Source organism: Alicyclobacillus sp. SO9 (genome assembly GCF_016406125.1).
In the GTDB taxonomy this organism is placed as follows: Bacteria; Bacillota; Bacilli; order Alicyclobacillales; family Alicyclobacillaceae; genus SO9.
Map to the genome: position 1 here is coordinate 2,471,073 of NZ_CP066339.1, position 23,748 is coordinate 2,494,820.

Annotated in this window: 23 protein-coding genes and 1 riboswitch; of the genes, 19 read left to right on the top strand and 4 right to left on the bottom strand. The window is 49.0% G+C overall.

Annotated features, from left to right (window positions below; translation table 11 throughout):
* Nucleotides 1-8 precede the first annotated feature (8 nt).
* The 5 genes from GI364_RS11310 to GI364_RS11330 all read left to right on the top strand — a co-directional run bounded on the left by GI364_RS11310 (nt 9) and on the right by GI364_RS11330 (nt 6,466).
* The gene (locus tag GI364_RS11310) at nt 9-773 is read left to right on the top strand and encodes a distal tail protein Dit (RefSeq protein ID WP_198853664.1); all 765 of its coding nucleotides are present in this window, start codon (nt 9-11) and stop codon (nt 771-773) included.
* 12 nt (nt 774-785) lie between these two features.
* Entirely contained in the window at nt 786-1,679 is an 894-nt protein-coding gene (locus tag GI364_RS11315; protein WP_198853665.1) for a hypothetical protein, read from the top strand.
* 14 nt (nt 1,680-1,693) lie between these two features.
* Nucleotides 1,694-1,969, top strand: a complete 276-nt coding sequence (locus tag GI364_RS11320) for a hypothetical protein (RefSeq protein ID WP_198853666.1) — start codon at nt 1,694-1,696, stop codon at nt 1,967-1,969.
* Between the two features lie 73 nt (nt 1,970-2,042).
* Entirely contained in the window at nt 2,043-4,418 is a 2,376-nt protein-coding gene (locus GI364_RS11325; protein ID WP_198853667.1) for a phage tail protein, read from the top strand.
* Nucleotides 4,419-4,429: 11 nt separating this feature from the next.
* Nucleotides 4,430-6,466, top strand: a complete 2,037-nt coding sequence (locus tag GI364_RS11330; RefSeq protein WP_198853668.1) for a right-handed parallel beta-helix repeat-containing protein — start codon at nt 4,430-4,432, stop codon at nt 6,464-6,466.
* 1 nt (nt 6,467) lies between these two features.
* On the opposite strand, the gene GI364_RS11335 is transcribed toward GI364_RS11330, so the two are convergent.
* Nucleotides 6,468-7,463, bottom strand: a complete 996-nt coding sequence (locus GI364_RS11335) for an acyltransferase family protein (protein ID WP_198853669.1) — start codon at nt 7,461-7,463, stop codon at nt 6,468-6,470.
* A gap of 99 nt (nt 7,464-7,562) precedes the next feature.
* Here GI364_RS11335 and GI364_RS11340 point away from each other — a divergent pair, with 99 nt between their 5' ends.
* The 11 genes from GI364_RS11340 to GI364_RS11390 all read left to right on the top strand — a co-directional run bounded on the left by GI364_RS11340 (nt 7,563) and on the right by GI364_RS11390 (nt 16,815).
* Nucleotides 7,563-8,102 (top strand): hypothetical protein, encoded by a 540-nt coding sequence (locus tag GI364_RS11340; protein ID WP_198853670.1) that lies wholly within the window; start codon nt 7,563-7,565, stop codon nt 8,100-8,102.
* 20 nt (nt 8,103-8,122) lie between these two features.
* Nucleotides 8,123-8,437, top strand: a complete 315-nt coding sequence (locus GI364_RS11345) for a hypothetical protein (protein WP_198853671.1) — start codon at nt 8,123-8,125, stop codon at nt 8,435-8,437.
* Nucleotides 8,409-8,930 (top strand): hypothetical protein, encoded by a 522-nt coding sequence (locus tag GI364_RS11350; protein WP_198853672.1) that lies wholly within the window; start codon nt 8,409-8,411, stop codon nt 8,928-8,930. Before GI364_RS11345 ends, GI364_RS11350 begins: the two co-directional genes overlap by 29 nt.
* The gene (locus GI364_RS11355) at nt 8,920-9,450 is read left to right on the top strand and encodes a phospholipase D-like domain-containing protein (RefSeq protein WP_198853673.1); all 531 of its coding nucleotides are present in this window, start codon (nt 8,920-8,922) and stop codon (nt 9,448-9,450) included. Before GI364_RS11350 ends, GI364_RS11355 begins: the two co-directional genes overlap by 11 nt.
* Nucleotides 9,428-10,570: a GH25 family lysozyme gene (locus GI364_RS11360; RefSeq protein ID WP_198853674.1), complete on the top strand. Its 1,143-nt coding sequence runs from the start codon at nt 9,428-9,430 to the stop codon at nt 10,568-10,570. The genes GI364_RS11355 and GI364_RS11360 overlap by 23 nt, the downstream gene beginning before the upstream one ends.
* Nucleotides 10,571-10,595: 25 nt before the next feature.
* Complete coding sequence (locus GI364_RS11365) at nt 10,596-11,177, top strand: hypothetical protein (RefSeq protein WP_198853675.1); 582 nt, start codon at nt 10,596-10,598, stop codon at nt 11,175-11,177.
* Between the two features lie 193 nt (nt 11,178-11,370).
* Nucleotides 11,371-11,841, top strand: coding sequence for an outer spore coat protein CotE (gene cotE, locus GI364_RS11370; RefSeq protein WP_198853676.1), 471 nt, complete (start codon nt 11,371-11,373; stop codon nt 11,839-11,841).
* Nucleotides 11,842-11,919: 78 nt separating this feature from the next.
* Nucleotides 11,920-13,302, top strand: coding sequence for a YheC/YheD family protein (locus tag GI364_RS11375; protein WP_198853677.1), 1,383 nt, complete (start codon nt 11,920-11,922; stop codon nt 13,300-13,302).
* Between the two features lie 21 nt (nt 13,303-13,323).
* Nucleotides 13,324-14,733 carry a YheC/YheD family endospore coat-associated protein gene (locus tag GI364_RS11380; RefSeq protein ID WP_198853678.1) on the top strand — a complete coding sequence of 470 codons (1,410 nt, stop codon included), beginning with the start codon at nt 13,324-13,326 and terminating at the stop codon, nt 14,731-14,733.
* A gap of 3 nt (nt 14,734-14,736) precedes the next feature.
* Entirely contained in the window at nt 14,737-16,215 is a 1,479-nt protein-coding gene (locus GI364_RS11385; RefSeq protein ID WP_198853679.1) for a putative amidoligase domain-containing protein, read from the top strand.
* A gap of 33 nt (nt 16,216-16,248) precedes the next feature.
* Complete coding sequence (locus tag GI364_RS11390; RefSeq protein WP_198853680.1) at nt 16,249-16,815, top strand: hypothetical protein; 567 nt, start codon at nt 16,249-16,251, stop codon at nt 16,813-16,815.
* A gap of 10 nt (nt 16,816-16,825) precedes the next feature.
* On the opposite strand, the gene GI364_RS11395 is transcribed toward GI364_RS11390, so the two are convergent.
* Nucleotides 16,826-18,256: a recombinase family protein gene (locus tag GI364_RS11395; protein WP_198853681.1), complete on the bottom strand. Its 1,431-nt coding sequence runs from the start codon at nt 18,254-18,256 to the stop codon at nt 16,826-16,828.
* Nucleotides 18,257-18,620: 364 nt separating this feature from the next.
* Between GI364_RS11395 and GI364_RS11400 the strand changes: the two genes are divergently transcribed.
* On the top strand, nt 18,621-18,908 hold the full coding sequence (locus GI364_RS11400) for a helix-turn-helix domain-containing protein (RefSeq protein ID WP_198853682.1): 288 nt from the start codon (nt 18,621-18,623) through the stop codon (nt 18,906-18,908).
* A 60-nt stretch (nt 18,909-18,968) separates the two neighbouring features.
* A riboswitch (cyclic di-GMP riboswitch) is annotated at nt 18,969-19,057 on the top strand.
* 62 nt (nt 19,058-19,119) lie between these two features.
* Complete coding sequence (locus GI364_RS11405; RefSeq protein WP_198853683.1) at nt 19,120-22,014, top strand: EAL domain-containing protein; 2,895 nt, start codon at nt 19,120-19,122, stop codon at nt 22,012-22,014.
* Between the two features lie 112 nt (nt 22,015-22,126).
* Here the strand turns inward: GI364_RS11405 and GI364_RS11410 are convergent, their stop codons facing one another.
* Nucleotides 22,127-22,408: a hypothetical protein gene (locus tag GI364_RS11410; RefSeq protein WP_198853684.1), complete on the bottom strand. Its 282-nt coding sequence runs from the start codon at nt 22,406-22,408 to the stop codon at nt 22,127-22,129.
* Nucleotides 22,409-22,513: 105 nt separating this feature from the next.
* Here GI364_RS11410 and GI364_RS25140 point away from each other — a divergent pair, with 105 nt between their 5' ends.
* Nucleotides 22,514-22,639: a hypothetical protein gene (locus GI364_RS25140; RefSeq protein WP_255524666.1), complete on the top strand. Its 126-nt coding sequence runs from the start codon at nt 22,514-22,516 to the stop codon at nt 22,637-22,639.
* On the opposite strand, the gene GI364_RS11415 is transcribed toward GI364_RS25140, so the two are convergent.
* The gene (locus tag GI364_RS11415) at nt 22,628-23,746 is read right to left on the bottom strand and encodes a GerAB/ArcD/ProY family transporter (protein WP_198853685.1); all 1,119 of its coding nucleotides are present in this window, start codon (nt 23,744-23,746) and stop codon (nt 22,628-22,630) included. The two genes, GI364_RS25140 and GI364_RS11415, sit on opposite strands and share 12 nt — an antisense overlap.
* Nucleotides 23,747-23,748 lie beyond the last annotated feature (2 nt).

A 23,748-nucleotide genomic window follows, 5' to 3' on the forward strand; every position in this document is an offset into this window, starting at 1 on the left:
GGTGACTCATGAGCGGCTATGGATTTACATACAACGGCGTGGCAAGCAGCAACTACAATGTCACGGCCACAGACACCATCACTGGCATTCTGCCGCCTTTGAAAGGCCGCACGATTTCGGTACCCAATCGACCTGGCGCTTGGTACATTCGAACGGATCTTGGTCCCCGATGGATTAAGGTCAAGGTGGCTATCACTGAGACATCCAACACCTCACTACGGACGCAAATCCGGCAGATTGCGCAGTGGCTGTCAACAGTGAACGGGCCACAGACGCTCGTGTTCGACAATGAGCCAGGTCTGACGTATTACGCGGTGTTGGATGCAGGCATGAGCACGGGAGCGGGTACGCAATCAACGGATATTAAGCAGTTGGTGACGCTCGGTCAAGGTGAGCTTACGTTCATGTGCGTCGATCCCTTTGCGTATGGAACCCAGGAGTCTCTAGCCTTCGCGAGTGACAGCGCATCTCCGAATGTCACGGGTACCTACGAGACGTGGCCGACCATCGATGTGACCTTTACCGGAGGCGCGACTGACTTCAAGGTATCTCTCGGGAGGCTGTATGTACTCGTGAATCACATTTTTGTAGCAGGAGACACACTGACAGTTGACTGCTCAAAGCAGGAGATACAAATCAACGGCGTGAGTGCCATGGCTGACTTGGGCTTGTCGAGCAACTTCTTCGCGCTCCAGCCCGGCGCACAAACGCTGAGCATCACGCCCACTGGTGTCACGACCGCTTCTGTGTCATGGACACCAGGCTCACTGTAGAGGAGGAAGACCATGGGAATTACACTGAACCGCGAGACTTCGCCGCCACCGAACACGAATCCCGGCGTATTGCCGCAGCATTTCAAAACAGGCGGCACGTCTATGTTGGACACTGGGCAAGATAATCCATTGCCCGTCACCCTTTATGACGGTCAAGGAAACGTACTTTCAACTGTAGCTGTCGGAATGGGGGACGGCGCAGATGTGACCAAGGGTGCAAAGGCAGACGCAGCTGTGACCGACCCAACACTCAGTGCGTCTCAAATAGCACTGCTGAAAGGGCTGTTGTCACAGCTACAAGGCACCGGGAGCGGTGCGGCACCCGTTGAGCTTGCGGGCAGTAATTTTACAGCAGCACATGGTTCACTTGTTCCGACAGATATCGCTGTGATGGGCGTAAACGACAATGGAATAGCACGGTATTGGTGGGCAAGTGGCACCGCCAGTGATAGTGACCTAGGAAACAACAGCGCTATAACGAGTCAGCAACAATACAATGGTTCTACATGGGACAGAGTCCGCAACAACACACAAGGCACACTGTTAGCGAGTGCGGCAAGAACGTCAACAACTAACAGTGCAAATGTTACAAATTATAATTCTCGTGGGGTTATCGTTGACCTCAGTGTGACGAACGCTTCGGGAACAGGCGGCCTTTCAGTATATGTAATTGGAGTTGACGCAAACGGAATAACATATCAAATTAGTGATTCTCCAACCGCAGTGACAGCGAGTGGAGTATATGCTTACGAGATATATCCGGGTAGTACGGGAAGTGTACCGGGTGGCACACAAGACCTAGTGAAACGAACTGCCGGTTCAATACCCAGAACTTTTTATGTTCGTGTGTCACACGGAGATGCAAGCAGTTACACATACAGTTTAAGTTATTCGCTTATTAAATAAGGAAGGTGGAAGCCATGACAATGCAATTTCTTTCTGCTACAGCACACGCAACAGGTATTCAATACTCAGTTTGGCTCGATACAAACAAAACTGACTCAAACGGTAATCCTAACCCTGCATATGTGAGAAATTACACGTGGGCACCAAACAATCAGGCGCAAACGAATCTCACTGATGCAGAGTATCAAACCATGACAGAAAATGAAGTGAAGCTACTTGCACAAAGTGACCTTGCGCAACTTGAACCACAGACGCAGACCAATTTATCAGTGAGTGGTTCGACGTTTTAAAGATTTCGGGGGCGAATCAAACACACAGAGACCATCCTTCGGGATGGCTTTTTACATATGAGGAGGCGAGTCCATGGGCCAGAGCGAATACACGCAACTTGGCAGCATGTTCCTAGGCGACAGTGGAACACCCACTGCGCCCACCCGTGAGCCGAGTCTGTATGTGTTCAGCACAGACAACTCTCTCGCCAATCCGTTCCTCTCGTCGGCTTTCCTCCCGCTGACCATCGCGTCGACCTCGGACCAATACAGCAACATCCAATTGCAGACCATGCTTGGTGTGTCGGCGCCCAACGCGTGTCCGTATTACAGTGCGATCTATACATACCAACTCATGAACGCGAGTACCACTCAGCAGGCTCAGTCACAAAAGCAGCTCGTGTTTTCGGTACCCGCCGACGTGACACAAGCGCAATACCTAGAAGTCGGCTATCTTGTAGGGTTCTATGACCTGGATGATAACTTTCAGCTGTTTGAGATTGTCAAGGTGGATGAGCACCATACGGACACGCTCTTTAAAATTTGCACCTGTACATATTTAGCCCAGACAGAACTGGGTGACGACTGGATTTCTAACGTCACCCTGTCGAATGTAGACGCTGAAACAGCGCTCAGCACGGTGCTGGACGGGACGCAATGGCAGGTGGGAACTGTCGATGTCACTACTATCGAGTCACTGGATATCAAGCGGGCCAGCGTATCCAGCGCGCTGCCTGCTCTCCTTGCTCAATGGGGTGGGGAGATGCAGTTCAGGCTGACAGTCTCCGGTTCGCGTATTACGGGACAATATGTGGACTGGCTACAGACGGTGGGCAACAACACAGGCAAGAGGTTTGTATATGGCAAAGACCTGAAGAGCGTACAGCGCACGCCTTATACCACTAATCTCAAGACAGCTCTGCGCGGGTACGGGCGCGCTGACAGCAACGGCAATCCACTAACATTTGAAACGGTAGAGTGGTCGACGGCCAATGGAGATCCAGTCGATAAGCCCGCAGGACAAGACTGGGTGAGTGACCCCACGGCTCTGGCGCAGTGGGGAAGGCAGAACGGTACCAAGAACCGATTTGGCGCATTCAGCGACAGTCAGCAGACCGACCCCGCGACCCTTTTGCAGGAGACATGGGATGCGCTGGAGCAACAAGTCACGCCACAAATCACCTACCAGATGAGTGTTGTGGATTTGGAACGGCTGGCAGGGCTCTCCTTCGAGGCAGTTCGCGTGGGGGATACCGTAGCCGTGATTGACACCGCAATTCAGCCGGAACTGCGCTTGACTGCGCGGGTGCTGGAGATAAAGCGAGATTTGGTCAAGCCAGAAAACACACAGATTGTATTGGGTAACTTCTTGCCTACGACGATTCCAACGCAGGCGCAGCTGAAGACCCTGCAGCAGACGAATGTCGGCACGTTTGATGGCGGCATTTCAAACACAACGACGGCAGCCTCACCGATTCCAACAACGCAACTGCAGGGCGCTATCAAGGCTCTGAGCAATCAAATCCAGTCAGATGGCGCCTACGTCTATATCACAAATAACGAAGGCATCACCATCTACGACAAGCCGCTTGGCCAGAGCCCCACCAAGGCGATGAAGCTCGGAGGCGGAATCTTTGCGATTGCCGACAGCAAGAACGCAGACGGAACATGGGCCTACACCACCTTTGGTACCGGCTCGGGATTTGTTGCTGACCTCATCAGGACGGGAACGCTGGACGCAAGCCTCGTGACTGTCGCCAATCTGGACGCATCGCAAATCACGACAGGAGTTCTGTCGGCGTCATTCATTCAAGGCGGGACGCTGACAATCGGGGGGAGCGGCAACGGAAACGGGATATTTGCCCTTCTCGACAACTCGGGCGCGAAAATTGTGCAGATGAACAACGCCGGAATCCAATTGGCGAACGGCGCGACCATGCTCGGTGGCTCCGGCGTGTTGTCCGAGCTCACATTTGAAAGCTCCGGCCAGTATTGGGGATGGTCCAAGGCCGGATGGTGGAGCGGTGCCACGAACCTGAACGAAAAGGCGTACATCTTCGCGTACATCCCGAGCAACTTTGTCATTACAGCGGCCACGCTGACTACAAAGGCCATGCCGACCTACGAGAATGATTCCTCAGCGTCTAACACTTGGTGGCAGCTGACGTCGGGACGATTGACGCAAAGCCAAGGTTCCACGGCTCTGAGTGGATACATGGACGAAGAAGGCGACCCACATGTGATTATGAACAGCATGAGCGACATTACCTCATCTGCATGGGGCAGCTATTGGAGTCCAGCGGCCACGGCGAATGTCATTCAGACTAAGAGTGCAGACGTAAAGAATTATCTCACTCCAGGAGGACGTACCGTGTTCGGTGTGGACTCCAATGCGTCTGCACCAAGCGGCAATACCATGGCGGCACTTGTGCAGTTTGAGTTGACCGTCACAGGTTACAAAAACGGATAGGAGGCGATAGTGTGACAGATTCATACTTTCCCTTTACCAGTGGAAGCGGCACGCAAGTAGATACATCTCAATGGTCTATGATGGCGCGTAATTGGGTGCCGACAGGCGTTATTAAAGGAGCCCTCAACGAACTGGCCGTTACAGCTGCAGGCACAGCAATGAGCGTGTCCGTCGACACTGGGCGCGCATTCATCATGGGTGGACAATACCAAAATGACGCCAGTAAAGCGGTTCAAATTGCCGCTGCGGATGCAACCAACCCGCGTATCGATCTCATTGCGCTGCGCATCGACTGGTCAGCTAACACTATCGGGATTGTGTACTTGGAGGGAACCGCAGCCGCTTCACCTGTCGCACCGTCACTCACGCAAAATGACATCTTGAGTGGAGGGACACGGTGGGAAATTCCATTGGCGCAGGTTGCTGTCGCCGCGAATGCTACAGCAATTAGTTCGAGTGATGTGACCGATGAACGATATTATGCGACGGAAGGTACCATTAATATTCGTGCGTTCGGCGCAAAAGTCGATGGAGTCACAGATGATAGTGCGCCCCTAATTGCAGCGTTAGCATCAGAGGGGATGACCATTATTCTGCCAAAAGGTGTATGCCTGATTGACGGCGTTCCGGCATTCGGAACGATTAAAAACGTCCGCATCATAGGCCAAAATGGCTCAATCTTGAGGTTCAATGGGCCCTCCTCATTCAATAGCCAAACATTATTCACGGACATGTCTCATGTTCAATTTGAAAATGTGACATTCGAGGCTCCAAACGCGCCATTGTCGGCAATCATTGGAAGTTCGACAAATGTGGAATGGTTGAAATTTAGAGACTGTACCTTCCAAGATATCACTCCAACGTTTCTGCTTTCCGCAAAAGGACATGTAACCTTTGATAAGTGCACTTGGACTCAAACATCTTCACCCCCCTCCACATTAGCGCAGACCATTGGAGGAGTGGGGGAGGACTTCTATGTGATTGATTGCGGGTTTAACTTTGCCTTCAATGGAGGGTCCGGCTGCCTTATCTCAGTCACCACCAATCAGCCGATTTTCCCGAAAAACGTGTGGATTGTAAACAATCATTTTATGGACGAAAATCAAACGGGATATCTGGTGGATGCAGCTGTTGACATCGAGCCAAATGGATCTACTCAACTTGAGAACATCAACATTCTGAATAACACATTCTACAATAGCAGGATTTACGCTTCAGGAGCTGACCGCATTTCCATACGGGGCAATCGATTCAGGTGGACGAGTGTTGGAGTTGGGCAACCAAATTGGACGCAAATTCAGATATATAACTCCTCCGCAACGGTCCCCCCTACCGGCACCGTCGAATTGATTGATAACCGTATCATCCAAGACACGATAACTTCAGGAATGGGTGGAACACCATGCCCGGTCAAACAAGTGCAAGCATGCGACCGCTTGGTCATCAGAGAGAATAGAATCTTGATGAACACAAGTGGAAATGCAGTAGGATATATGCTCGAGCTCAATACTAGTTCCATTGAATCCATCATTGAGGAGAATACATTTGAACAAACCAACACAAATCCGAATGTGGTATTGATAGCAAATGACACCACCGGATCAAACGGAGATTTGAAGATTCGAAGGAACAAGGTCCGGACAGGACAATGGCAGCATTTTGTTGGTTTACTGGGAGCAAGCGGGAGCATGAACACTCTGGAATTCAGCGATAACGATTTGACAGAAGTTGGTTTGTCGACCGGTACGAATTACGGTACGTGGCTATATAGCCCATCTGTTGTACCGACACGAAAACTTACTCAACGCAATCTCAATTTTGCGCCCGGTGCATTAGGAGCGCCAGGAATACCATCGAGTGGCACTCAATTTACAAATCCGTTTTCGGTTCCGGCCTTTGTTTTTGTTACAGGTGGCACCGTTTCATCCATTGTCATCAACGGTGCCACAACAGGTCTCACAGGTGGAAGTTTTATGCTTAATCCAGAGGACACGATTACGTTAAATTACAGCGGCGCACCCTCCTGGGCATGGGCTGGAACCCAATGATTTATGCGCTTTTGAGCCGGATTGGCTTCCCTAATATAAATGGGAAATAGCGATTAATAACGACAACTCCAGGAATCACGACAAGGAGGGTGGTTATCATGACCGTCAGCCCAAAAAGATCATAGGCAGTTGGTGGATGAATGTGCAATGTGGAAAGGAGCTTCCCAGCGATTAGGAAGCCAACACATCCATGCAGCCCAAAGATCGGGAGTGTGTTTCTTCCTAGGTAAGTAAACACGCGGGACGAGCCGACTAGTTTAGAAATTGAGACTGCAGTGATTATGCCCGCAGCGGCCGCTAAATTTGCAACTATGTAATGAGCGAGATAGGTCGACCCAAACTGAATCAGGGACGGGAAAACAAATATACTTACATTTGTCGCTACGCTCACGGCAACTAAGCTAAACCAAGTACTCTTATGGAGCGTGATACTTCTCTCTCGAACGATGTTTCCAACACCGTAGAAAAGCATGAAATAGAGCGCTACATTAGCCGACCAAACCCAAGGGGAATTCTGCGTCTTAAATCCGTAGAATCCCACCAATAGCAATACTGCGAGAAGGAGAAGGTCGTTCTTGATGTACCTTCGTAACACGTAGTACACAATTTCAATGACGAATAGACACGTAAGAAACCAGAGCGGGATGTTGAAGCCAATCTGGTCCCGACGAGATAAGACGAGTTGCGTAAGCTGGCCACTTAAGGTGTGTCCGTATTTTGCGGGGTCCACTACAGAGGCCAAGTCAATGGCGATAATCGATATAATCCCGAAACTAAAGTAGGGGATCACCAATGACTTTACTCTTGACTTTAGAAACGGCATAAATTCCGAATGACGCGACATTGAAAAGAGATATCCAGACAGCATGAAAAACAACGGCATGTGAAATGAGTAAATGTAGTTGTAGGTTCTGGGTGGGATGGTGGTGTGACCCAAAATCACTAATAATATTGCGATTCCTTTGCAGACGTCGATCCAAGTTACTCGTTGTTTCAAGTACAACTCCCCCTTGTCTAAGATTGTCTTCTTCTCTCGTCTGATGTAATTTCCTGCATCGGACCTTTTTGTTTGCCAACTTTAAAGGAGTGATGCGCATTGAAAGAATTCCACGCACAGCCCGGTGACATTCTCGTCTACTCGGATGCAAAGAACGACATCGACCGACTCATCCAGTTTGGGGAAGAATGCATACGCCACAACAAGGAACGTGGTCAGCCGATTGCATTCCACGTTGCTGTCGCACTCGGGGCATTCCACAAGATTGAGGCGATTGCGTCCGGTGTAACAATTGACCTAATTGACTACAGGCAATGCAGTGTGTTCAGGCCACCGTACAATCGGACCAAAATGGAGCGTGCGCTCATCTGGGCCGCTCGTCAAAAGGGTAAACTGTATGGATGGGTTGGTGACATGGACCAAGCGCTGAGAGACCTTACTTTTAATCGTGTGCATCTACCACGGGCGTTCATTCAATGGGCCGACAAGAAGTGGCCCTACTGCTCCTACTTCGACGCTGGCTTCATGGTACGCGCTGGATACAACGATATGGTCTCAAAAGAATATCAGATTCCCAAATGGCCCCCACCTGACCCGGAGGCTATTTTTCTGTTGGTGCGCAGATGGCCAGTCAAATAAGAATAGACAAGGGTGAAAACATGGATCCAAAGGTGGAAGGTCAATTGATCGCGGATGTTGAGAATCTAAAGGAGTGGCGGAGAGTATTTTCAAAGGATATTCACTCACTCAAGGATGAGGTCCACGACGTGAAGGAAGAAATGTCAGGCGTCCGTGACGATATCCACGGGGTAGATGCAAAGCTCGAGACCGTGCTTGAAATGAAGGAACGCGAAAAAGAAGAGGCCGGGAGACGAGTACCGACGTGGACGAGGTGGACGCTGGGTATTTTAGTTTCATCAACGCTTATTATTGCGGGGTGGTTTGTTGAGTGGGCGATCTTCGTGCATCCGTAAGACGTTGAAAATTGTTTTCTGGCCAATTATATGGGTGTTCACAACATCTGAGAGAGAAGAGCGATGGCTGGCAGCCTTTTCAAAATGGTTCGGAGGAGTCCCAGGGTTCAAGCAACAAACCCTAGTGATTGCCCTCTGGACCATTTCTATTTTGACGGGCATTGTGCATGACCCGGGAATGTTGCACTTCCTCATTGTGCTGACCATCTACTCAGCCATCACACAGCCAATGCTGGCTATCGGGAGCGCGATTGCAACCAGACTGACGGCCGCTCAATCTAAGAGGTTGGAGGAACAGTCGGAGAAAATTGAACAACAGTCCGAGAGGACTGAAAGACTGGTGGAGAGTTCGATTCACATGCAGGAGGCCATGCGAGACATGATGGCAGTCCTGATACAGTCTGTGAGTCGAACCGAGCAACTAACAGACGACATTAGCGACGATATAGACGCCATTCGCGAGAATATTAAGGAGGATGAACATGTCACTTGAAACCGGCATGACAATGAAAACCTACTTTGCCCCTGAAGATGACACGACGCAGGTGTTTGTTGATTTCCTCAAAACAGCGAAGCAAAGCATCCACGTTGCCATCTTTGCATTTCACCTGCCCGCGGCTATGGATATTCTATTGCAGAAAAAGAAAGACGGGCTCGACGTACAGATGGTCATTGACCACCGAGAAGCGCATGGAACGTATGAGCATCCGGAGGTAGTGAAGCTTCGGGCGGCTGGTATACCTGTGATTGAAGGGACAAGCCAGAAGGACGAAATCATGCACCACAAGTTTGCTGTGGTGGACGGCGAGTCTGTATTGGCAGGCAGTTGGAACTTCAGCGAGACAGCCAGCAAAGAGGACAACTACTTTGACATTGTGACTAACAAGGCGCGCGCTCAACTGTTTCTGAAACACTGGCACAACATCAACCAATTTATGCGCACCCACGACCAACACGATAATCCCCAGTTGCAAAAGGAGGCTGATTCGAATGCAACCCATCAAAAAGGATGATGCAAAAGGCATCGACGTTAGCCAGTGGCAAGGAGCCATCAATTGGCATGATGTCGCAGCAGACGGCATCGTATTTTCCTACATCCGTGCTACCGAGGGCGTAGGTTTCACAGATCCCAAGTTTGGCCAGAACATGGCAAATGCAAAAGCGGCCGGCATCTTGGAAGGTGCTTATCACTATGCCACGCCGGATGTGTCTAATGATGCGGTGGCAGAAGCAAAGTATTTCTGTGATGTGGTAGAGAAGAATGGCGGATTTGGGGAGTTACGGCCTGCACTGGACCTGGAAACAGAGAGCGGTATGACACCCAAGCAACTGCAGCAATGGGTGAATGACTTCGGTAAATATGTGAAGTCACGCACAAACCGCGTTGGACTCCTCTACATCTCTCCAAACTTTGATAAGTCTAAGCTGGCTAATCTCGCTGTTGATGAAGAGCTATGGAGCGCAGATTGGGGCGTGAAATCTCCGTCTGGCTACTCCAACTTTAACAAGTGGGAATTCTGGCAGCATAGCGATAAGGGTTCCGTCAAAGGCATCAGCGGCCGCGTAGACCTCGACGTGTTCAATGGCGATCTAGCAGCGTTGCGCACCTATTGCGGCCTGCCTCCCGAACCGCCTGCACCTGTACAGCCTGCTCCCCACAAAGCACCATCAGCCGCTCCTCCCGTGCATCATGTGACCCATGTACAGCCGACCAAGGATAAATACCCTGAGTTGCGCTTAGAGCGGCCATACATGCACTCAGACGCTGTGAAGACGGTGCAGAAAGTGGTCAATGCGTGGCCGATAGATGGCGTGTATGGGCCTAAAACTACGAAGGCAGTTGAAGACTTTCAGGATCATCAGCACATCACTAAAGATGGCATCGTGGGACCTCAAACATGGGGCCGTATCCATTATGTACAGCATCACATGAAGGAGATCATGATTGGTGCAGTTGGAGGTGAGGTGTTGCATCTACAACGAGTGCTCACTTTCTATGATTGTTCACCGGGGCCGAAAGACGAAATCTTTGGCATTCACACCCGCGGCGCAGTTATTAAGTATCAACACTCACGTCATCTTCAAGTCGATGGCATAGTTGGTCCTCAGACATGGGGATCGCTTTTGTCATAAAACCATCCACTAAGGAGGAATTGCATTGAATCCAACATTCATTCACAACACCGAGGTCGTTGTCACCACTGTTGTCGCTGTATTAGGTGGGTCCTATGGCCTGCATAAACACTTTTTCAGCAAGCTAAAGTCTGATTTACCAGGGGTCATGAAGATTGGCGGCGACATTGTGAAAGCCGGGGAGGACATTCTTGGCGTACCGGGCATGGAAGGCGTCAAGGCAGCCATGGGCGTCGAGGTGCACCACGTAGAAAATGAGCTGCAGCATTCGCAAATTCTGCAGACAGTCGGTTCTGTGCTGCATGCATTTGGAAAGGATGTCTCGCAGCTGAGCCAGAACGAGAAGGGCGGCATTGTGACTCTCGCATCCAGCGAGCTTCAGAAATTAGGGATCTCCGTCGATGCCAAGACCATTACTCATGCGATGGATGAGTTTCAAAAGGCGGCAGATGGAATTCGCAAGACAGGCGTCTTCACCAACTTGTCAGCGCTCGAGGATGCAATCAAGCAGCTGACGGCAACTCCACAGCAGAACGCGAAGGATGCAGCAACAACCAAAGAGCCCGCGGAGACAGCCAGCACGAAGTCGGCCGCTGCGAAAGGATAGTGGATAAGTATTCGAATCAAGTAGTTTTACCAAATCCCCACCTTCTATAAGGTGAAGCCCTCGGCCCGATCGGTCGGGGGCTTTTTTTATTGAATGCAACTAAAATTATTCCTAAAATTATTCGGGTTTTTGCTTGATTCACAGACCTTTTCTCAATCCAACGAAGCGCCGCAGAAGGTTGTTTTGCACTAGCATGGGCTCCCAGACCACGTATACTGTGCGCCCCGCAAATCGTCCCAGCACAATTGGGGGGTGCTGGGTCATGAATCATACCTATGACGCTGAATTGGTTGGTGATTATGTCGAGGTGCGGGGCAAGTTTACGATTCATGTATGGTATTCGTACAACAACAATTCGGAAACGGCGGTTGCAACGGATACAGTCTCATATGTGGAACAAATCGCACTTCGAGACCTGGATACGGACTGTTTGCAAGATACCAGGACAGTAGAGGTCAGAAATCTTCAAAATCCCAATTGCCTTGATGCAACTGTGACCGGAAACGGATCGGAAATTCTGGTCAGAGTCGAAAAGGAACTTGGCGTAGAACTGCTTGGGGAAACCAAGATGTGTGTTGTGACATGCGATCCAGTCGACAAGAAGGACGAAGAATTTCTCGATGACGACGAAAGTCTTCTCGAGGAAGTCGAGATTGAAGACTAGGCTACTGGGTCCCAAAGTAATAAGTGTTGTGGGGCGTCTGTGAGCGCCCCATTTTTACTGTGCAAGAGGTGAGCTTTTGTGCTAATACACGTTCAGAATGACCCTACTCTGCATGGTAACCTCGTAACTGTAGCTGATTTGCCGAGACAAGGTCAAGCTTTGCTCGAAAAAATCCTCTATGCCGGGAATACAGCTTCGGTCGCAGAGGCAATGCGAATTGGGAAAGACTCTACGGTTGTATCAATTGCTGCATCTGGAAGCAGTGTACCGAGTCTGCGTTTGAGTCAGGAACTTCAAGAAAAGCTGCGCCTGCCGAACAGTATGACACTTCATTGTGTGCGAGACGGAGAGACATGGAGGATAGGTCCTTGTCTCGGAATTTATGTGAGTTCTTATAGAAATAGAAAACTTCGATTTGGCCCCCAGACGCGGCTGCTGAAAGACTTGGCTGTCGCAGCCGGTGAAATCGGAGTGGATGTAGTGGTCATCGGGCCCGGATATATCAACACCAGACAAGGGTGGCGGTATAACGTATTTACCAGTAATTGGGAGGTATCGGAGGTCGCACATCCCGATGTTGTGTTACGGCGGTCTGGGGCATTTGAGCCTACGCAGGCAACATTGGTTAGAGCCGATTTGCAGAGTTTTGCCGCAGAAGGAATACTGCATACACTCCCTCGCTTCTATACGAACAAATGGATGATGCACAGACTCTTGTCTCAAAACTCCGATTTAGAGGGGTATCTCCTAAACACATACCTGGCACAAACCGCAGACGAGGTGTTCAGGCTGGCCTACAAACATTCCGATGTTTACGTGAAGCTGCTGACGGGTGCGCAAGGACACGGGATATACCATATTCGGCGCACCAACAATGGACTCAGAATTGATTGGAACAGGTCGCCTTCTAAGAACGGAAAGACGATTGCGAAACAGCAACAGTTTTGTTTTGATTTGCAAGACTTTGTTGATTTTTGGAATGCAACAGGTGTTAAAAAATGTATTGTACAGGAGACATTCCCACTTCCTCTTACACGAGACGGATATCCGTTTGACTTGCGCTGGTTGATTCAGTTTACGGACCGTCCTGTGGTTACCGCCAGGATGGCACGTGTAGGTTTTGTTGATTCTGTCACGACCAATCTTCATACCGGCGGGAAACCTGTTGAAGCAAAGGACCTATTTCAAAGTTTGAAGTGGCAACGTTCCAATGCATTACTGTCTCGTTTAGATGAGGTCGCTGTCAGGGTTACGCAAACGTGTACGGAAAAATTTGGCCCGATTGCTGAATTGGGAGTGGACCTGGCCGTGAATGAGCGGGGAGACATAAGAATTTTCGAAATCAATTCTACGCCAGGTAGGCGAATGCTGAAGTTGGCAGCACCGACTCTTCGTACGCTGTCACTTCACAACCTCCTTGAATATGCTATCAACGCAGCCGGATTTACCGGAGAGTCCTGAAGCTCGAAAGGAGTCTTAAGGATGGAGGGTGACAGTGAGTTCCAAATAAAAGTGGAACGCAATCCCGAGTCCTTCGTTCGGGTCCACTCAGACTTTCGTGCGATATTGCATCCATCGTCGCGAAATCAAATTATGTATACACTGGGTCCTCATGAGGGGCATGTTCCAGTCCAGTACGATCCCGCTATGGACAGCGACACCGTGTATTTAAGCAGTGCTTTTGCACATCATCTGGGGATTCGCCGGTTTACGCAGGAACTGAGGGCAATTCTGAGAGAAGACCGCATGCAACTGGGACACTTCCTTGGAATTCTTTGCTCTCCTCGCTGGAATGAAAAGACTCAAACCATGAGGCCGACTAAACACCTGCCTGTTTTGCAGAAACTGCTAACCTTAGCGGACAGCGAAACAGGTGTTGCTTTTATCTTTGACATCCGTGATGTCAACTTTGCAGCCATGAAGGTAAAGGGGTATCGCTACATTAACCAACAGTGGGTTGTGGAGCAGTTCCCGCTTCCAAATGTGGTTTACGACCAAGTCATTTCAAGGAAACGCGAACGCGATACTGTTTATGCCAAGCGGCACAAGCGATTGGCCACGCTGTACCAAGACAAGTTATTTAATGCAGGTTTCCTTGACAAGTGGCAAGTATACAAGTGGTTGCAGGAAGACAAAAGGACAGAGAAATTTATTCCTGATACCGCTCGCTACACTACGGTGTCAGAAGCTGTGAAGTTCATTGGTAAGCATCCCGTGACATTTTGCAAACCAGTTCATGGAAGCTTGGGCTTAGGCATTTTTCGTATTGAACGACTTGTCGAAGGTGGGTACATGTATCAGATTCGACGCAGAACAGGAGCGCCTACGCAAAGTACGGCCCCGTCTGCTGTCGAAGCAGTCAACCAATTAAAGAAGAGGTTGGCAGCCAAACCGTATGTGCTGCAGCAGGGAATCACCTTGGCGCAGTGGGACGGTCGTCCCTTTGATATACGAATCGTCATGCAAAGAGATGAACAGGGAGAGTGGAAGCGCACAAAAATGTTTGCCAGATTGGCAGAAAAGGGACAAATCACCTCCAATTTAAGTACGGGTGGTGAAGCAGCATCTCTTGAATCCATTCTCAACCCTCTGTTTCACGAGAAGAGCAAACAACGCAGAGTCATCCAGATGGTACGCCGGATTTCAAGAATTGTTCCCGATGTCATGGAAGAGCAATCCTCGCGTAGATATGGTGAGCTCGGAATCGACATCGGTCTCGATCCTCAAGGCGGAGTATGGATTATCGAGGTGAATTCGAAGCCCTGGAAAACGACATTGACCGAGAAAGGAAGACAAGATCTTGTGGATTTGGCATTCCTTCGTCCCGTACGATATGCCCGTTATCTTTCACGATTGACTGATTCAATTCAAACTCCCGGAAAGGAGTTGTAGCACGTGGCCTATTTTTTGCTGCATACGGGGCAACCGTCTGCAAAGAGGCTGATGCGTCAGGTCCCGCGCCTGCATACTTATCAATCCAGTTCAGGTATCGCTCAAATCGACACTGTAATACGATGGGGACTTTCAGACGAGAGCGACCCGCCAAACGGGCGCGTGTTAAATCCACGAGATGCAATTCTTCGAACAACGTCTCGGGTGAAGATGGTGAAGTCACTGAGAAAACTGGGAATCCGGTGTGCGCCGCGGCAACAATTGAAAAACGGATTACTCGGCTTGACTCAACAGTTCCGCGTTCCCGTATTCGATATGCATCCCTTGTCTTGTTTTCGATCTGATGCAGCACCCGTTTGGATTAACCAGCGGATTCAACGTATTCAAGATAATTTTGAGGAAGTAAGCGTGTCAGAAGACCGATTAACACGGCGGGTTATACGTTTGTCTACTAGAACTCTGCACGCGCTCGGATTAGATTTTGGCCTGGTCAGTATCGGAGTATCGGCAAGGGGATTATTGTACATTCTCGACGTCACGCCGCATCCTGTCCTTACTGGAAAAATGCTGCAGTTGTTTGGGAAGGCTGTCAGTGATTTTGTGGAACGGACGGAGACTATGCTTGCTGATGCACCCCTTTCTGTCACGCTTGGGACAGACATGGAACTGATGCTTCGAAATCCGGTTGGAAAAATGGTTTTGGCAAGTAATTATTTCACACGAAAGGGACGAGTCGGCTGTGACGACCGCAGTGTGCGAATGGACGGAAAAAGGCTTCCTCTGCTCGAACTTCGACCGAATCCAGAAGACAATCCACTGCAGCTTGTGACAAATCTCCGCGATGCAATGGTGGAGGCGTCGTCTAAAATTAACCGGGCCAACGTGGAGTGGCGTGCGGGCAGCATGCCCTTCAAACCCTATTCAACGGGAGGTCACATTCATTTTTCCGGGGTGCAACTGTCCAGCCATTTAATTAAGGTTCTCGACCAATATCTAGCGATTCCGCTGATGTTGGTGGAAGCGACAGATACAGCAAGCCAACGCCGTCCGAAATATGGCTTCCTGGGCGACTTTCGGCAGAAGGAATGGGGCTTCGAGTATCGGACGCCAGCGAGCTTCATTGTCTCTAGGGAAGTGACTACCGCTGCGTATTGCCTAGCCTATGTGATAGCAGTTCATCACTTCGATTTACCGACGATTGATATCTACGAGCCAGCAATTGAAGAAGCGTTTTACACGGGAGACTCCGCTGCGTTCATACCCATTATGCAAAGAAACGTAGCCGTGTTAAGAAGGCTGCGAACATATGAACGCTTTCAGCAATATATTGAACCGTTGTTCCTAATGTCAGAAGCGGGTACGACTTGGGATGAGGGCGTAGACGTTCGCACTGTATGGGATATTCCACTGAAGCGCCCAGTTGCAAAAACAGCTGTAAGGCGCACAAGACAGCGCCGACAGAGAGCCCGCGCGACCGGATGACTGTGAACAGGCAGAAAACGGGGTGACAAGTGAATGGCCGTTACGACAGAAGCAAAGTTGGTATGGTACAAATTTGGCGAGGGTCTGAAAATGGTCGTTAAAGTGGCGGAAGAACCCTATCAGCGGTATGCCGCCAAAGGTATATCCACTGCTCGGATTGTGAACTTGAAGGTCCCCGTACTAAAACGGATTGGCAAGAACCCAGTTGTATATTCTCAGCCAATCAACTTGGAGGAATCTGGTGACTCTCTGTATACCGAAAGTGTTTTTGCCGTTTTGACGGGGGTTAAGGGACAACGGATTGCCGGGAGTAAGACCGACTACCGGGACTTAGCCAGTACCGGGAAACAAACGGGTAAGTTCATTTATGTACTGCCTGTGACCAGTGTCACCGACGATGACGTATGGGTTGGTTATGTTCGAACTGGTCGTAAGCGTTGGATTGCCGTCCCTTGTCCACGCCCGTCTGCAGTCTATAACCGTATTTCGCTCCGGAACCTTGAACGAGCTCCAGTTTCAGTGGCTGCCCGTCAGAAAATTGAGGGTCTGGGAATTCCCATGTTCAACCCGGAGTATTTTGATAAGGCAAAGGTCTATTAACGGGTTGGTACTACAAGTCCATGTTCCATGTGAGTTCAATCCGATGGTCAGCATATACCAAAATCTCATGCACAGCGAGTTGAAGAACTTGGCGTCGTTCTTCTGCCGCCAATTCCGGCCACGCGTCATGAATTAAGGTCATTGCTTCAAAGAACGGGTCATCGCTGGAACTGGCTTCCTCAGACTTTGGTGCCTGATTTATTTTATTGAAAACTCTCAACCGCTCTGCCTCCAGTGCTTTGACTCGCGCATTTGCTCTTCCAGAATCTATGTCTCCGCGTTCGAAAGCTTCATACCATCTGTCTATTCGCTTATCCAGTTCATTCAGACGTTCCTGTAGTTGATGGATTAGTTGCTGTTCCTCTGATTGTTGCTGTCCCTCTTTCTCTAACATCGTCTCCAACTCGTCCCGCTGAACACTCGCACGCTCCAGCAACTGTTGGATTACATAGGGCTCAATCGTCTCTGTTCTAATTTTGGGTAACGTACAGCGCTCTTCTCGTCCATGCTGCAAAAGTTGCTTGCGGGACATTTCTGAGTATTGACAGGCATAATACGTGTATTTATAGGGGCGGCTATCGTATGTCCGGTGATACATTTTGCCCCCGCAGTTTCCGCATCTCAGAATTCCTGACAGCAAGTGTTTACGCTGACTGGGCCGGGTTTCCCTTCGACGATCTCGCATTCTCTGCGCGCGTTCAAAGGTTTCTTGACTGATTATAGCTTCGTGTGCATCTTCTTTACTGCTCATTCCCCACTTCATGTTACCTAGGTAAGTCTCTCGGTCCAAAAGTTGACGAACAGTGACAAAACTCCATTTGCGTGAATCGTCATACGCGGACAGCCACTCTGCAATGTGACTCAAGGACAGGTGGTCCAGGTATTTGCGAAAGACTGCTCGTACGAGGCGTGCCTCAGTGTCATTCACAATGAGTTTCCCGGTTTGCGCATCATAGTCGTATCCAAAGGGCACGCGGCCCCCATGCCACATGCCTTTTTGAATTCGTTTACGCTGCCCTTCTTGCGTGCGCTCGGCTATTGTATCGCGTTCCAATTGTGCAAAGACGGCCAGTATACCTATCATGGCTTTTCCCAGAGGTGTGCCCGTGTCAAACGGTTCTGTGGCGCTTTTAAACACCACGCCCTCTGGCATAAAAACATCTTCCAAGAGAAAGAGCACGTCTCGCTGTCGGCGACTTAAACGGTCGAGTCTATATACGACTACGGTATCGATGGTTCCTTGTTCTATGTGTCTCAAAAGAGACTTGAGAGCGGGGCGCTCCAGACTTGTACCACTGTAGCCTTCGTCAACATAAAGACGGTATTCATGCCACCCCTGGGACACGGCATAAGCGATGAGCCGCTCCTTTTGAGCGTCTATGGAATGTCCGTGTTGCGCTTGTTCATCCGTACTAACCCGAGCATAGAGAGCAGCAGCCATTGCGTTCCTCCTTGCTTGGCCCAAGGGACTGACTGGTTTTTGGGAAATGAGAGTCCTGCTGTGTGCCCTAATACAATTGCATATGCCGCAGGCGTGGCAAACAGAAGTACAGTTACAAGACGGCACTCATCTAAGATGGTACTCATCCATCTGGGTAATTATGGAATGTGAACCGTTGCGGATAAGATTTTATAATACTTCTAGGGCGTGCATACTCTGTTCTTTCCCTGCTTGTTCTCTTCCCCAGACGTATGTGAATGTCATTTGTGCTGCGCTTTGAATGGATGTCGCAGGTTTAAATGAGGAGGTGTTTTGGTTCAAATAGCGTCAAAAGAGTAAATTTGCTTGAAGGGGAGGGGAGCAAATGACACCGAGGGATTCTTCTATACCGGAAGCCAGAGACTATCCAATAACTTTAACGGTATCGGAAGTTGCAGAAATACTGAGGGTAGACCTGCATAAAGCATACAGTATTGTCAGAGATCGAGATTTCCCAGTTATTACGCACGGAAGGCGAATGATTATTCCTCGAGATGCATTCTTTCGTTGGTTAGATGGCTGTGGTGAGGAACGTCCAATGTATGACCGCAATCATGTCTTGGAGACGTTGGCCGACTTGGTTGCCGAACGATTAAATAAAAGGGGAACCTAGTGATTCTCAAATCTTGATTTTTATCCCGTATTGTGTGATATGATGTGTTCTAGTGGTATTTAAAAGAAAAGGCACCCCTTCGGAAACGAAGCGGACGCAAAGCTATAGGGGCTAACGTAGTCTATCTACTATGCCAGCCAGTTACCGTTTAGATGGATTATGATAGGCATCCGTAAAACGGATGCCTATTGTCATATAGGGGGAAAATTGCATGATTCGGTTACGGAGGTCGCGGGGTCTCGAACAGAGACGGAGCAGGGATTCGGTGTTCTTACTGGGAGAATGGACTTTCGATATGCAGTCGGAAATTCTTACCTGTTCTGAGGACTGTCACAAGCTTTTTGCAATCCCAAACACAGCGTCTGTCGTACCGCAAACAATCATGCAGTCGGTACATCCAAATGATGAGGAATTGGTAAAGACCTGGTGGAAACTCGTAGGCGCGGGAAATTTTATCGATGGCATTACATTTCGAATCATCAACGACGGCGAGCGGTACCTGTATTCTGAACTGGACTATAAAATCGGGGATGATGGTCAGATTGTATCGGTTTCGGGTAAGACCCGCGACGTGACGGACCTCATGACTGAAGACGAATTGTTACCGTCTACCGCGGACGTCGACAATGACTCAACGGATTCATATTCAAGTATACATATCGATCGCGATTTGCGGATTGTTAAGGTCAGTCCGATGGCCGAACAGCTCTTCGGCTGGACTGAACAGGAACTGCGACTACAAATGCCAATTCAGCTCATTCCAGCGCTTCACTGGGAAGCCATGCAATCCATATATGAAACCGTTTTGGCGGACGGCGGTTTTATTCGAGTTGAAACCATGCGAATACATAAGAACGGCATCCCTGTACAAGTCGGGGTCACTTTATATCCAGTTCATGATTTGGAGGGAGGCATAACAGGTGTAGTGGCTCGTTACAGTAAATCTTTTGCAAATAACGAGTCCTCCACTGCGATGCTCTCTACGATGGAGAGGGGGCTGCAGGCTCTCGTTGAGAATTCTTTTGACGTTTGTATGATACTGTCCAAGGAATACGATATGAATTATGTTACGCATGCCATCACCAATGTCTTGGGCTATAGTGCACAAGAGTTCATCTCGTTAGGACTCGGTCATGTCATTCATCCTGAGGATGTAACAGGGTACCTGTCGGTATGTCATCAGGCGGTACACCAGGCCTCAAGCCAGCACACCTGTGTTGCACGTTTCAAACACAAAAATGGGGAATGGAGATACTGTTCCACGCGTATTCGCTATCTCACTGCGTTTTATAGTACAGAGGGCATTATTGTCAATTTCCACGATGTAACAGAGAGTCGCAGGGCTGAAGAACTAATGAAGCACATGACATTCCATGACAGCTTAACTTCCTTGCCAAACCGGAAACATCTTGAGGAGCGCCTGCAGTTGTTGATTGGGATTCATAGACAGCGAGAGGAGAAACTAGCAGTTCTGCGTCTCGATATTAATCGCTTTAAGTACATAAACTCCAGTCTCGGCAGAACTACTGGAGACCACCTGATTCGCGATGTAGCGGACGCTTTGAGGCAGTTGGTGCCGACTGATTGTGTCGTGTCGCGAACAGGTGAGAACGAATTTTCCATGGTTGTACCCTATGTACACAATATGAGTGATGTCCTTCAGTTCGCAAGGCAAGTTGTCGACTCTTTTGATACCCCTTTTCAGATTGGCGATTATGCATTAGCCATTACATGCAATGTAGGTATCAGTACATTTCCTGAAGACGGGGAGAATACTGAAGCTCTTTTGAAAACAGCAGACATGGCTTTACATGATGCACAACTTCGGGGGGTAAACCAGATTGAACTATATTCCCAAAGTTTGGATGCCAAAGCTTATAAGGAATTCACACTCTCCAATGATTTCAAAAATGCCATAAATGAAGAACAGTTTGTGATTTACTTTCAGCCGAGAGTAGCAGCGGACACGAGAAGCATTGTTGCGGCGGAAGCACTCATCCGTTGGCAACATCCTGAATGGGGACTTGTATCTCCTGGTGAGTTTCTGTACCTGGCAGAACAGACTGGGTCGATTGTGCTCATTGGTCAATGGGTCCTGCGGCAAGTCTGTCACCACCTGCAACAGTGGAAACAGCAAGGACAAAAGACACTCAAGGTTTCCGTCAATTTTAGCGCCCAACAACTCAAGGATCCGAATACCGTTGAGACCGTGAAAACAATTTTACATGAATATGGCATTGAGCCCGCGCTCATCGAAATTGAGATCACAGAGACATCGATACTCCCAAACGACCCTGCAATTATTAACTCTATTAGAGTTCTCAGAAACATGGGCATTGGAATCTATTTTGATGACTTTGGTACCGGGTATTCATCGTTAAGTTGGCTTTACCAGTTCGAACTTGATGGAATTAAACTCGATAAGATGTTTATGAGTCACATACCGGATAGTCCTGTACCTGCACAGATTGTTTCGTCTGTGATGAAACTTGCTCACAGCTTAAATCTGACCGTTGTTGCAGAGGGAATTGAGACAAATAAACAGTTGGAATTTCTCTCAAACCTTCAATGTGAAGAAATTCAAGGTTACCTTTTTAGCCGACCGCTTCCGGCAGAAGAGTTCACAAAGCTCTTGCAGCGTGGAGAGATAAGCGTGCGTACCGGGGATAACAGTGCGGGGATGGACAAAGAGCGCAGGAGATTTTTTAGAGTTGAACTGCAGTATCCTATAAAAGGGAAAATGACTGTTTCGAAAATAAAGTCGAAGCAACTCAATGTTGGGTATTCTCCTGTATTGGTGTATGACATTGGCCCTGGAGGACTGCGTGTGCTGACTGACCTGAAGTTGCCCATTGGCGGAGACCTTGAACTGGAGTTCAAAGTGCAGGTGCTTGGAGAAGAACTGCAGCAAAGCGGTTATGTCGTATGGAAGCAGGAGTATAGTCAGGAGTTGTTCCAGTATGGCGTCGAATTTGAAACAGACGAAACAGCACGAGAACGGCTTGTGCGTCTCTTTGATGAATTGGACAGAGTCACGCGGAGTGAACTGGATATACCCGGAACGCACTTCTATAGCGGCACAGTTGATACATTCTTTAAGAAATAGGTGGGAGCACAGGGCCTCGCCGTGCTCCTCAACTAAAACTTGCTTTGTCTTTCGGTTCCTATTCCCGAACAGACATGGTTACATAATTACATAAGCAGGTGAAGTCAAAAAATCAATCGAAACTCCAAAAGTTTCGCAGAAATTCTGTCAACTCCGCATGAGCACCACTCCAGAAACCGTTCTTTAGCTCACCTACAAACAATCTGTCATCGAAGCCTATGTGGTTTGCAATCGATTCGTAAACGGAGCCTGCCTCAAGTTCCGTGACAATCAACCAGGTTGATTTATGAAGTTCAAAGGCGTGGGGGTACTGCCTGAAAGCATTGACCAGCTCGTCATAGTTTTCCTGAGGCTTGTCAAAGAGCTCGAACGTTGCAACGAGAAGGTTCATCATTTTCTCCTTCCAGCTTTATGCTCCATCACTAGATTATATGGAAGAGTCAGGGACTGTGCAACTGACCAAGCCATGGCCTCATACATTGAAACAGGGGGTGATGGCATGGCTGAGGCAAAGTCGAAAACCGTTGTTCTGAGCCATGAAGCAAGCCGGCAGATCATTGCTATTTGTCTGAGGGCGATCCGACGCAGACAAGAACGAGACGATGCTGAGCAGTCAACGCAGTGATTCAAAACGGTTTCGAATCACCCTACGAAGGAAGGCAATCAGCCACAACAAGCTGGGGATTGCAAACACCATGACGGGAAAGACGAAGGGTTCGACAACAGATTTTGGATAAACGATGCTCGAGTCAATAATGTTCCGAGGCAACATAGCAATCCCAATGCAGGCCGCTGTAATCCACCCGAGGAGAGGCTTCCAGTTTTGAAAACCAAGTACTTGTGCAGCTCCGTAGACAGACAAGAACAAAAACAGCACTATTCGTATAAATGCGGTTAGAAACCATATCAAGAGAATGACGGCGTCTATATTTTGAATGGTTTCCGCCACAGAAATGTATTGAGCCATGCCCAGCACCGGATTCCACATCCTTTGAGAAAGGTCTGCACCAAAGGTTCCAACCGCAAACAAGCCGCACAGGATGATAAACAAGCTTGCCGCTCCCGTGCCCCAGACCGCCTTCACAGCGTTATGTTGCGGCTCCTGGACAAATCGTACAATCATTGTCATGTACGAAGTCTGCGCCAAGAATGATGCGGCGGGAATGGCTCCGTACATGAGCAACTTCGGTCCCGAGTTCACGTAGACAGGAAGCAATCGACTCCACTTCATGTTGGGCAGGTCAAAGGCAAAGGTCAAAATTGCGATGGAGACTACCAGGAGGCCAATGACTTCTGTTGTCCGGCCAATCGACTGAATGCCGTTTTTGTACAACATGTAAACCGCAGTCAACGACATGGAAATAATAAAAAGGGATGCTGGCGTTTTATGAAATTGCGAGGTAATTAAAATGTCTGTAATCTGACGAAGTACAAATCCCGTGACAACAATCCAGTTGACAACATACAAGCTGCCAATTGCCTTTCCGATCCAACTACCTACAATGTCGTTTACGTACTCAATAAACGTCTTGTCGGGATAGTACAGACTCAGACGAATGCCAATCCAAGCCGCCGTCATGCTCAGAAGGCCGCTGATGGTCAGTGAGATCCATGCGTCATTTTGGACACGTTGAATGGTTGGAGAAATCATGATAAAAGCCGCCATGCCCAAATCAAACATGCAGGTAATCCAGAACAGTTGTCTCCCAGTGATGGGCATGTGCGATTTCATGG